7 protein-coding genes are annotated in these 11,873 nt (G+C 41.7%); 3 read left to right on the top strand and 4 right to left on the bottom strand.

The genetic code is table 11. The annotated features are described in order from the left end of the window. The first annotated feature begins 252 nt into the window (after positions 1–252). Positions 253–1,635 (top strand): IS4 family transposase, encoded by a 1,383-nt coding sequence (locus tag Xinn_RS18270; RefSeq protein ID WP_086955766.1) that lies wholly within the window; start codon positions 253–255, stop codon positions 1,633–1,635. 135 nt (positions 1,636–1,770) lie between these two features. Here Xinn_RS18270 and Xinn_RS18265 read toward each other — a convergent pair whose 3' ends face one another. Then, complete coding sequence (locus Xinn_RS18265; protein WP_086955768.1) at positions 1,771–2,913, bottom strand: DSD1 family PLP-dependent enzyme; 1,143 nt, start codon at positions 2,911–2,913, stop codon at positions 1,771–1,773. A 427-nt stretch (positions 2,914–3,340) separates the two neighbouring features. Here Xinn_RS18265 and Xinn_RS18260 point away from each other — a divergent pair, with 427 nt between their 5' ends. Further along, positions 3,341–5,050: an ABC-F family ATP-binding cassette domain-containing protein gene (locus Xinn_RS18260; RefSeq protein WP_086955770.1), complete on the top strand. Its 1,710-nt coding sequence runs from the start codon at positions 3,341–3,343 to the stop codon at positions 5,048–5,050. A gap of 103 nt (positions 5,051–5,153) precedes the next feature. Here the strand turns inward: Xinn_RS18260 and Xinn_RS18255 are convergent, their stop codons facing one another. Further along, complete coding sequence (locus Xinn_RS18255) at positions 5,154–6,890, bottom strand: beta-ketoacyl synthase (protein ID WP_086955772.1); 1,737 nt, start codon at positions 6,888–6,890, stop codon at positions 5,154–5,156. 220 nt (positions 6,891–7,110) lie between these two features. On the opposite strand from Xinn_RS18255, the gene Xinn_RS18250 reads away from it, so the two are divergent. Further along, positions 7,111–8,091, top strand: a complete 981-nt coding sequence (locus tag Xinn_RS18250; protein ID WP_086955774.1) for a GlxA family transcriptional regulator — start codon at positions 7,111–7,113, stop codon at positions 8,089–8,091. 29 nt (positions 8,092–8,120) lie between these two features. On the opposite strand, the gene Xinn_RS18245 is transcribed toward Xinn_RS18250, so the two are convergent. Together Xinn_RS18245 and Xinn_RS18240 are read right to left on the bottom strand one after the other, a co-directional pair. Then, a complete protein-coding gene (locus tag Xinn_RS18245) occupies positions 8,121–9,389 on the bottom strand; it encodes a DUF1479 domain-containing protein (protein WP_086955775.1) in 1,269 nt (422 codons plus the stop codon). Positions 9,390–9,603: 214 nt separating this feature from the next. Beyond that, positions 9,604–11,172, bottom strand: coding sequence for an AbgT family transporter (locus tag Xinn_RS18240; RefSeq protein WP_086955777.1), 1,569 nt, complete (start codon positions 11,170–11,172; stop codon positions 9,604–9,606). Positions 11,173–11,873: the final 701 nt, after the last annotated feature.

The raw sequence follows: 11,873 nt of genomic DNA, 5'->3' as shown, positions 1-11,873 counted from the left end.
GTTTGATCCAATGGAGAGCCGTATGCATAGAAATGTGCACGTACGGTTCGGTGGGAGGGCAACGGCTAACCCGTTTCGGGCGCACGTGCCCTACCCAACGACTTATCTAAGCGAGCTTAGGTAAGTTTTTATCTGTAAGGCCCCGTTAATCTCTGTCTCTTCTACACAAATCCCTCAGTAGTAACGAGGGATTTATTGAACTTTCTTCATTAACATTGATCTGATCCTAAAAGACTGTTTTGGGATAATTTTATGTTTTCTATTGATACTTCTGTCTGGGCGCAAGCAACATTCCAACAGGCTAAATTAGGCGATGCACGTCGAACGAAAAGGCTTATTCTGCTTGCTAGCCAACTAGCGGCTAATACGGGAAAATCCATTGTACAATCTCATTCTTCAAGTGCTGAGATTGAAGCGGCTTATCGCTTTGTTCGTAACGATGATATTGACGCCCAAGCTATTGCAGAAGCTGGTTTTGCGGCAACGGTTGACGCTTGTATGGCTCACAACTGTTTATTAGCGTTGGAAGACAGCACTTCTTTGGAGTTTAAGCATCCAACAGCAGCCAGTGAGCTAGGCCATACAACATCTCATAAAAATTCATCAGGTTTGCAAGTTCATTCTGTTTTACTCTTTTCACCAGAAGAGCAACAGGTTATTGGCTTAATTGAACAACATCGTTGGACTCGGGATAGTGCTTCTTATGGGCAACGCAAAGACCGAAACCGGCGCGCTTATGAAGATAAAGAGAGTTATAAATGGCAACGCGCCTCGCAAGCTATGTCATTGAGACTCGGCGAACAAATGAACAACGTCATCTCTGTTTGTGACAGAGAAGCGGATATCATTGAATATCTTCGATATAAAACAGAACAACAACAGCGGTTTGTTGTTCGCTCCATGCAAAGTCGATGCATTGAGCAAACTGATGATAGGCTTCACCCATTTAGTGCATCGCTATGTAGTGCTGGGGAACGGAGCGTTCATGTTCAACAAAAAGGCGGTCGTAAATCAAGATATGCCATCTGTGATATTCGATTTGCGCCGGTTTCGATAAAAATACCCTCAAATAAAACGGGTCATTCCATCTCACTTTTTTATGTTGGTTGTCAGGAACAAGGTGATAACGAAGGATTATGTTGGCACCTTTTAACCAATGAACCTGTTACAACGGCTAAACAAGCACAAAAAATCCTTGAGTATTATGAGAAACGTTGGTTAATCGAGGATTTTCATAAATCATGGAAAACAGGGGGAACACAAGTCGAAGAACTTCGTATGCAAAGCAAAGACAATTTGGAACGAATGATCGTTGTATTAGCGTTTATTGCGGTTCGTATCCAACAGTTGCGCTATCTTAGTTTACAAACAGAACGCGCTAAAAACCTAGCATGTGAAAGTCTACTGAGTCCGATAGCATGGAAATTATTATGGTTGAAAACGGAGTCGAAGACACTCCCCAAACAAGTACCTAGCTTACATTGGGCCTATTTAAAATTAGGGAGGCTCGCTGGTTGGAATGACAGTAAGCGAACCGGAATAGTAGGCTGGCAGAGGCTATGGGAAGGCTGGTTCAAACTACAAACCTTGCTTGAAGGCTACCAACTTGCCCTATCTCTTGATTCGGAGATGTGATCAAGAGACAGGTTAATCTGGGGCTTTTACTTTTTATAGAAAGTAAAAATCAGATGATTTGTGTGCGATCAACAAATCACACACATTTAAAAGTAATTCTATAAATTTTCTGTAGAAATTCCGGCTGAGTTAATATCACCAGCCAGTAATACGATGCCATGTTTCCTGTTCAGACGAGCCTTGTTTCATAACCTGATATTGTAAATACATAGAGGCGGTTGCACAGGCATGGTTAGGAAGGATACGTAATCTTGTACCTACAGGAAAATCTTCTGTTTTCATGCCGGATTCGGCCGATAACACAATAATGCCATGTTCCTGATTCGTCATTGCAACGTATAAATCAGGGTAAGGATATCCATCCAGATTGCAAACCTGCCCATAACCATAATCTATCGGGCCTTCAGCAGTTCCACGATCTCTGGACATTGCCATCCATCCGGCATCAATAAAGATCCAGCCTTTTTCTTTATTACGGCCGATTACGGTTGTCACAACTGACATAGCAATGTCATCCAGAGTACAGACTCCTATATTCTTCATGACCAGATCAAAGGTGGAAAAAACACCAGCCCGCACTTCAGTAATACCACTCAAATCTTCGACATAGTGTGCGGTTGGTGTAGAACCTACACTCAAAATCGGACAGGCAATACCCACTTCTCTGATCCGTCTGGCGGCTTGCCTGACAGCATCACATTCAGCTTTTGCAGCAGCCCTGAGTTGTTCCCCTGTTCGGCATGAATAGGATTCTCCGGCATGAGTCAGCAGGCCAGTCAGAGTTGCGCCATTGCCATCAACCAGTTTTGCCAGTTCAATGAGATCACCACTATCTGGCCGGATACCACCACGATGACCATCACAGTCAATTTCAATAAATACGGAAAAAGTCACATTATTGGCTTTTGCATATTCAGCGACTGCTAAGGCTTGTTCTTGCGTATCAAGTAGAATGTGAATATTGATCCCTTTATTAAGCAGATTAGCTACACGAGTCAATTTATGGGGCGAAATCCCTACTGCATACAAAATATTGGTGTAACCCGCTGCAACAAAACCTTCTGCTTCTGCCAGAGTGGAAACGGTAGCGGGGGATGAGGCGTCTTTCAGTAGATATTTTGCAGCTTCGGAAGAACGGAGGGTTTTCAGGTGTGGGCGTATTTTACCGCCAAGATGTTCAATATGGCTATAGAGCCGGTTAATGTTGCGGATAAAACGTGATTCATCAATCAGCAGAAAGGGCGTTTCTAACGTACTTAGCCAGTCTGAGCTTGACATAACATGCCTCCTTTTATTACTAAAATTATTTTTCTGTTTTCTCTCAATTATTAATGTGTTGAGTTTAGAAGATATATGCGAACCCGAACGCACTTTTTCACACTGTCTGTCTGATTTGTTTGCTTTTATTGAAAGAGAGCTTATATTCTGTGCACACCGAATAACCAGAAAGTACCATTACTTTCCCTGATAAAAAAGGAGGTTCCTGATGTTTGTGCAGCGTTTCTTTAACGCTCGCTTATTTGGCGATAGGAACTGGCTCAAGAGTTTGTGGCATACGCTGCGATAATCTCAGTTTGAGCGAAAAATTTTCGATTACTGTTCTGAAACAGTGAATTGATAGTTCGGGTTATCTTCACTCAGACTCGAAGAATTATTGTCAGCATCTGACAACGGTGTTTTACACCCAGAATTCTTGAGTTTATCTATGAGTACTTATTTATTTGCACAATCACTTTCTATCGCTTTCTCCTCGTCTTCTTTATTTGAGGACATTACGTTTACACTGAATAAAGGTGACAAAATAGGGCTTATTGGCCATAACGGTTGTGGCAAAAGTACGCTGATGAAATTACTCAGCGGTAATTTGGAAGATTATGGTGGCCAGATGACGGTTGCCAATCAGTGTGTTCTGGCCTATGTCGAACAGCATCTGCCTTTATCTCTGCATGATGCAACATTAATTGAAGCCATTGCTGAAAAAATTAAGGCTGATGAAATTTGGCGGGCGGAACTTCTGTTATCGGAACTGGGCTTTTCCCAACAGGATTGGCAGACGCCTATCGGAAACCTCAGTGGTGGTCAGCATATGCGCTTATTGCTTGGCCGTGCGGTGATCCAGCAACCTGATTTACTGTTACTGGATGAGCCGAGTAACCATCTGGATTTAACTTCCCTTTTATGGCTGGAATCTTTTTTAATTCAGTGTAAAGGCTCGTTTGTTGTGGTATCGCATGACCAAACGCTGCTGGATAAGGTGACGAATACGACTTGGATCATGCGGGATAAAACCCTGCATCACTTTGGTATGGCCTGTTCTCAGGCAAGGCAGGCATTGCTTGAACGTGATCAGGCTGATCTGCAACGTCATGCCAGCGAGCAAAAAGAGATAGACAGGCTGGAGCAAAGCGCTGAGCGGTTAGCGGTATGGGGTAAGGCTTATGACAACCCGGATCTTTCCCGCAAGGCAAAGACAATGCAGGCACGGAAACAGCGTCTGGCTGAACAGCAAACCAAACTGACACAGGGTACACCGTGGAGGCTGACGCTTCAGGGGGACTCTTTACCAGCTAATCGGTTGTTGAATATAGAACAAATGGCAGTCATGCCTGTGGGGACTGATGTTGTTCTGTTTCATGTGCTGTCAAAGCAGATCAAAAGTGGTGACAGAGTAGCCATTCTGGGTAATAACGGCAGTGGAAAATCCACGCTATTGAAAGCGCTGTATCAGGAATATCTGGAAAAAACATTGCAGAATGTGAGTTACCACCCTCAATGTCGGCTTGGCTATTACGATCAATCACTTGAGCAGATTCAGGATGATGAAACACTGAGTGATGCATTACTTCGTTTTGCTCCAATCATTGATGATTTACGCAAACGGGCGCTTATCAGTGCAGGCTTTGAATATCAGCGACATCAACAGAAGGTGGCGTCACTGAGTGGTGGTGAGAGAGCCCGTTTATTGTTTGTGGGGCTGACGTTGGCACGTTACCACCTGTTGTTGCTTGATGAACCGACTAACCATCTTGATCTGGAAGGTAAAGAAGAACTTTTTGACACTCTGAAAGAGTACAAAGGGGGGGCTTTGATTGTTAGTCATGATCGACGTCTTATCGAACAAAGCTGTAATCGTTTCTGGCTGATTAACAATGGTGAGTTAGCTGAATATAACAATGTTGAAGAGATCTATACCCTGCTTGAACATGGAAATAATTCAGTCAATCCGGAACAGCAGTATCCTGAGTGTAAACAGTCAAAAGTGGAATCGGGATGTGATGAGGAAGTATTGCTACAACGTTTGATTGAGCTGGAGAGGCTTTTACAGGAGGATTTGAACAGAAAACCCAAACACCAGAAGCCAGCTTTACAGGAAAAATGGCAGCAGGAGATTACAGTAATAAACAAGCAACTTTAATAAGCTGAATGAGTCGTATCTGACCATCATTAATTCTGCATTGGTGACGGTCAGATTATTTCAAACAAATTCTGAGTGTCCAGAATATGTAATAGAGGGAGTTTTACAGAAATTCGCGGAATTCATCGGCATTAGGCAGCTTTATGCTATGTTTGAAACCTGCCAGCTTCACTTCCTGACGTGAGAGTTCGATATCTGAAGGCTGTATAACTGAATTACCGAAATTATAAATAACAGACTCCTCGCCACGGCAAATGGCCTGATCCTGTTGTTCACTAATTTCTTTAACTAATTGATTAATATTGTGATAATTACTGATGGCTGCCTTGCCATGTTTTTTCATCAGCATTTGCATGGTCTGTTGTGGGGAGAGAACAACCGCACTGGCATTATTTCCGCCAAATCCTTTCGAGTTAATAATTGTGGCACGCATCCCATTGCCTTGTTCACCAGTAAACTTGTCCTGCTTTAAGATGTTCAGATTGGAAGCGTGTACATCTTCAGCAATATGGTCGATTGTTTTAATTCCGGGTATCCAGCCATACTGCCAAGTACCCAGTGTATTAGCTAATTGATCGCCGGCAGAGGCAGAAAAAGAGTGTCCGACATATGCTTTAATAGCGGTAACATCCCAATGACTGAGGCCAAAGGTTTTCGCGACTTCATTGATAATATGACTTTCAGTAACTCTGTTTTGCGGTGTGCCGGTGCCATGTGCCTGAACGTAAGAGTGCTGTAACTTACCGTCCAGAATGCTGTTAGTAAGGGCCGCGGCTTTTATCATCGTAATATAGTTACCGACTCCCGGAGAAGAGATGGATTTCTTATTCGCGTCGGCATTTACAAAAACATCAGGCACAGAGCCGAGAATATTCGCGCCACATTGCAGAGCAAGGTCATCACTCATCAGCAGTACGAACTGTGATGCTTCAGAAAGTGTCAGACCGGCATTAGTTGAAAACGGACGGCAGGCACGACGGTTGTTGACAGTATCAGTTCCATCCAGTTTACATAACTGATGGTCTTCTGCCATAGCACCCATGACACTGAATCCCTCCAGTATTTCAGGGACGACAGGGGCTTCGGCACATCCCACTAAACAAATTCTGGCCTTACCCTGCCTGATATCGTTAACACCCTGCTTGAGGTTATACAGAAAACTGGCGCAGGCACCAATATTGGCAGATGTACTGCCTATATTATTGATAATATAGCTATTAATAAAGTCGGCAGGCATATCGGGTAAAGAAAGTGCCAACATTTTGGAGCTGACTCGCAGTCCATTTAGTCGATTACCCACTAGCCCTGATAGTGAAAATTGATCCATCTGGCCTACAGCACTACTGGCGTAAACGGAAATTTGATCGGGATCTACCAATGCAGATATCTCCGACCATGAAATGCCGATTGAATTTAGTAAGTCTGAAGCACCATATACAGTAAGGCGCAAACCGCGAGGATGATGATGGGCATTATATAAATTTCCCATTTCAAACCCCTCCGGTATTTGCCCAGCACTGGATACAGAGAGCGAAGTATAAGTTGGCTGTAATAGTTGATTATCAGATTGAGTAATTATTTTATTAACAGGTACGTTATGTGGATCGAAAAGCGTTATTTTTCTGATTAGAGTGCCATTTTTCGCCTGTTCAATCTGGGCATTTGTTACAGGTCCGGTTCCGTTAATAATCCCCATCCTGTGGCATAAATCATTCCATGTATTTTCCATGACGGTGTCATGAAGGCTATTTGATACAATACGTTTATATCCGTGGAATCCAGAACTTCGGCCTGCCGCATTGATACCGCCTAAACCAACAATTACAGGTAATTTACTCATCGTGAACTCCGAAAGGTTTTCTTTGAAGTTTAGCAATTTGTGTAAATTAATACTCTGATATATTGGTCATTAAAACTGAGAATATTGTCATCAGGCTTTATTGAAACTAAACATTAAATATTATATGTCCGTTATTTTTTTAAGTTGTAGCTTTGTTGGCAGTCTTTCGAAACTCCATAAATGATAAGTAATACGGGTACATCGTGTCCGGAGAGTGGGAATGAAAATAGCGTTTGTCTTATATGATAAAGCATTACAAAGCGGAATTACGTTTGCATCAGATATGCTAAACAGCGCCAGTAGTCTGAGAAGTCACGCAGAGCAAAAAAAGCACCCACTTCAGATGGTTGTTGTGGGTGGTGTAACGAAAAATCATCAGCAATACCCACAAATTATGCTACATACTCACCATACATTTTCAGATCCTGTCGATTGTGATTTGATTTTTTTACCCCCGATGTGGGGAAATCCGTTTCCTGCGATGGTCAACAGAGAAGATATTTTCGCTTGGCTGCGCCGACAAAAAGATAATAATGCAGTTATTGTTGCAACTGGAACAGGCGTATTCTGGCTGGCTCAGGCAGGTTTACTCAGAGGGAAAACAGTAACAACCCATTGGTCATTTTATGATAAGCTTATTCGCTGTTTTCCGGATATTCATGTCAATCGTAAAGCCAGTATTACTTATAATGATAATATTTATTGTGTCAGAAGTATTAATTCTCAAACGGAGTTGTTGGTTTACCTCATATCGAAATTTTTTGGCCTGAAGATTGCCAGAGTTATTGAAAAACATTTTATGCATGAAGTCTCTGACTTTCAGTCAGAACCCTTTTTTCAGGTGGGAGGTAATACACAATTTGATGAGTTAGTATCAATAGCTCAGAATTATATTCAAAAGAATATAACTTCACAGATCACCATTAAAGATATTGCCAACTATGTAGGGGTTTCGGAGAGAACATTAACACGTAATTTCAGGGCGCAGATTGGCGTTTCTCCACATAAATACATGCTCAATTACCGCCTATCAACAGCAAAACAGTTATTGAAAGACAATAATTTAAATTTATTGCATATCGCACAATTAGTTGGATTCAGAGACCCTCATTATTTCAGTAAAGTGTTTGAGAAACATTTTGAACTGACTCCTGTAGCTTATCGTAATTTGGTAAAAGCAAAGGCATTCCGTGCCGGTTAACTGAAGGCTTGCTTGGTAAGCACATTGTTTCAATATGCCTTGTTTTTCAGCCCAAGTCCCTGAAGACCGATTGCATTCAATTCTGCGGAAGTAAAACGGTTCTTCCAGCTTTTTTCATAATGCTCCGGAGCGAAATCGACCGGAGATATGCCCTCTTCAAGCGCTTTTGCGACATGATGGGCATAAGCCAGGTTTTTATCACATAGCGGTGCTGCGGGAATATACATCACATTTCCCCAGCCCTGTTGATTTTCTACAGGAGCAATTGCGTGAATCAGGTCACAATGCCACCAGACTGAATCACCAGCCTGTAATGCCGGAATAGTGCATAACCCTCGAATAAGGTGAGGATGCCATTGCTCTGATACGGGAAGGGCTTTACCGGGAACTACATCACACAGTTCATCTTCGGGAACATCATTCAGCAGCGGGCGCAGCAGGAGATAGGCTATTGCTTCAGGAACAGGAACAACATGTAAAAGCCCCTGATTTGCCAGCATATCAGACAGTGCTGTCCACCCCTGAAATGTTCTGAAAACAGAACATCTTGTTTTATGAGCAAATTCATTCACATCAGGGCGATAGGCCGCATCCCAGGGGTCATATTCTGTAAATCGATTGGTAAAAATATGCCTGAAAACGTTTTGATAAGCGGGCAGTAACCAACGTTCCAAAGAGCCAGAATCAATATGAGCGCCCAGCCCTCTGGAAGTCGTACCCGGAGGCCGGTGACGAATACGGTCAGGGTAAATCATACTGACATCAGGGTTGAACCAGTTCACTCCGTTTGATTTAAATTTCCACAGATGATTCAGAAAAGATTGTGTCAGCGCCATTCTTTCACTCTGTCTGGCCTGCATCTGTGCCCGCGACCAGTAAATAGGATAAATTTCCGGACGGGATATTTTCAGAGTGCCGAAGTAATTATCTTTTGGCCCTTGGTAAATGCGATCAAACTCATTGATATCAAGGTAATCAAGCATTGATTTATCCCAGTTTATTGCCTGATCCCGTGGGAAATTCTGCCTGATGACCAAACAGCCTCGACGTTTAATTTTCTGTATGGTTTCTTCTGTCACTTTACCTTCAGCTAGATCATGCCAATGTAATTCAGGCCAGGCACTCCCCAGATTTCTTTCATCTTTTTTAGCGTCAGCTAACTCTTTTTCTACCTTGTTACATACCTGAGAGAAGAGTGTTTCTACATTCCCGATTTGCTTGCGCAGAATTTGTTTCATCTGACGAATTTTTTCACGGTAATTATCAGGAATGCTGGTGGGGTTTGAAAAGGTGTTCATAGTAGCCTCCTCGGTATAAAAATCAATCTAATGTAGATTCATAATATATCAATAAGGTCTTCGTCAATCTGTGGCAAAAGGTTTTGAGATAATACGCAATATTTTGTTTTAATTTATTTATGCAAAATAACTTACTGATTATTTGGTGATGGGAAGATAAAAATTATTGCCCTGTAAATGGGTAGGGCAATAATGAATCAGACAGTAAGGGCTATCAACCAGCAGGTGTATAGTAAATGGGAGAACCAGGGCCGACAGGTAAACCAAAAACAAAAACCCAGAGATAGAAGAATAGCGACCAGCCCAGCGTAAAGACCACAGAATAAGGGAGCATCATGGTAAGCATAGTGCCAATCCCAGCATCTTTTTTGTATCTTACTGTAATCGCTAAAATCAGCCCGAAATAACTCATCATCGGGGTGATGATATTGGTAACAGAATCACCGATTCGGTAGGCCGCCTGTATAGTCTCAGGTGCGTAACCTGCCAGCATCAGCATAGGTACAAATATAGGAGCAGTGACTGCCCATTGTGCAGATGCAGAGCCAATCATCAGATTAATAAAGGCACAAATCAGGATGAAGCCGATAAATAACAGACCACCGTGCAGATTAATATCATTAAGGAAGGCAGCCCCTTTTACAGCAACAATTTGACCAATATTAGTCCAGCCAAAAAAGGCAACAAACTGTGAAGCGAAGAAAATAATAACCAGATATAAGCCCAGATTACTCATGGACTGTGCCATACCATCAACTACATCTTTATTTGATTTAATTGTCTTAGTGACGTAGCCATAGACAATACCCGGCACAGCAAAAAAGACAAAAATAAAGACGACAATAGATTTCAGGAAAGGCGAATTGCCGATTAATCCAGTTTCCTGATTACGTAATATACTGTTTTCCGGTATAACGTTCAGTGCCAAAATGATACCGAGTACAGCAAACGTTAGTGAGGCTGCGGTAAGCGCTTTCTTTTCCAGAGGGGTAATTTCAGCGGCATTCTTAAATGTACTTTCATCTTCATTCAGAGCATCTGTATACGGGCCTAATTGTGGCTCAACAATTTTTTCAGTCACCAGATAACCCAGAATAGAAATCAGAAAGGTACTGGCAAACATGAAATACCAGTTAGCTTCAGCCCCAACGGTATAGGATGGATCGATGATTTGTGCTGCCTGCTGAGTAATTCCCGAAAGTAGAGGGTCAACAGTTCCTAATAACAGGTTGGCAGAATAGCCACCGGATACACCAGCAAATGCAGCCGCAAGCCCGGCAAGTGGGTGGCGCCCAAGCGAATGGAAGATGATAGCAGCCAGCGGAATAAGCACCACATAGCCCAGTTCTGAGGCGGTATTTGACATAATACCCGCAAACACAATGGCTAACGTGGTTAGTTTTGGTGGCGCTTTCACCACGACTAGCCTCATCAGGGCAGATAACAAACCTGAACGCTCTGCAATACCGACACCAAGCATAGCAACCAAAACAGTTCCCAGTGGAGCAAAGCCAGTAAAGTTTGTCACCAAATTAGAGAGAATTTTACGAATTCCATCTGGCTCCAGTAAGCTGACAATGTGGATCACTCCATCTTCAGCCCGGCCTTTTGCTCCTTCAGGACGAGGATCAATTACTGTGATATCAAAATATTGTCCGATTGCTGAAGAGACTAACAAAATAGCAATAAGGATAATAAAAAGAATAACAGGATGTGGTAAAGCATTTCCTAGCCATTCTACTGTCCGTAGAAAGCGACTTCCGTTTTGTTTTTTAGTTAACATAGTTTCTCCTTCTAATTCAGAGCAACGGAAGTTACATAATGTTTCGGTTTTTTGCTATATAGTGAATATTTGAGTAACGGATGGGTTATAAGGTAGTTTTTTATTTCGCTATTGATTTATTTTCTTTTTATATCATGTTATTAGTGATTGTGGTTACTATTCCTATGAGAGAAAAATCTATAAATAAGAGTGGTAATAAATTTCATAAATGTGTGCTATATGGCATTTATAACTGTTGTTTTATGAGAGTTGTCTAGATTTTTGGATGTTTATTTTTAACTTTAGTCTGATTGTATATGTATTTTTCCATTGAGAATGAAATGAAACAATAACATCATGTTTGTATTTTTTAATGTTATTGTTCTGTTTGTCAACTAATTATTTAAACTAAATAAAAGTGAAGAGAAAACCGATTATAAAGAAACCTTGTTTAAACTGTATCTGAATTATTTTTCAGCTTTCGATTAGAATAAAATAGTAATGAAAATTTAGTTTTTAATTTATAGTATTATATTTATCCGAATTAGATATTAGTAGTGGCACATAGACAGGATCTTAAGAATTAAGCCTTTCAAAACACGCATCCAATGTTTTGTTTTTACATGATTTTCTTTGTGGTGTTTTGAACGCGTTCTGGCATAAATATTCTTGTGCTTTTTCCAGCCAAAAATACGTTTCCGACCACGCCTTTTGGAGCAGGT

Origin of the sequence: Xenorhabdus innexi, assembly GCF_002632485.1 — a bacterium.
GTDB lineage: Bacteria > Pseudomonadota > Gammaproteobacteria > Enterobacterales > Enterobacteriaceae > Xenorhabdus > Xenorhabdus innexi.
This window is presented reverse-complemented; position numbering and strand designations above follow the sequence as displayed.